The organism is Bacillus sp. 05T31, from assembly GCF_056396725.1.
The window spans coordinates 1-516 of record NZ_JBFTMA010001321.1 but is presented as its reverse complement, the minus strand read 5'-3'; the positions used below and the strand labels follow the sequence as shown (position 1 = coordinate 516).

At 37.0% G+C, this 516-nt stretch carries 1 protein-coding gene; it reads left to right on the top strand.

Annotation, left to right across the window (positions count from 1 at the left end):
- Positions 1 to 38: 38 nt before the first annotated feature.
- Positions 39 to 516, top strand: a 478-nt coding sequence (locus AC1DJR_RS33125) for a TSUP family transporter (RefSeq protein ID WP_477004583.1), incomplete at its 3' end; no start/stop codon positions are given.

Here is a 516-nt window from a genome sequence, read left to right as displayed (position 1 = left end):
GTATATGATAGATAATTGGGATATTGGAGGGGAATTATGTGGCAATTATTATAACAATGTTATTAATGGGAGTTTTATTAGGATTTGTCGGAGCAGGGGGAGCAGGATTTATCATCGCGATACTCACTCTAGTATTCCATATCCCTATTCATGTTGCTCTTGCAACATCTTTAACTGCGATGGCATTTACGACATTATCTGGAGTAGTAAGTCATTATAGAGAAGGGAATGTTGTATTTGTAATAGGCGGAATTGTTGGGGGATTTGGAGCGATTGGTTCCTTTATTGGTTCGAAGTTTGGTTCGCTAATACCAGCGAATCTTCTACATTGGTTTACAGCGGGAATGTTATTTTTATCTGCAATTTTTATGTTTATTCGATTAATTATATTGCAAAAAAAGGAACGGTCGTCTTTAAAAGGGCATAACGAACTTTCGAAAGATAACTTGATTAAATGTATATGTCTCGGACTGGTTACTGGAATGTTGGCTGGTTCATTTGGGATTGGTTCAGCAC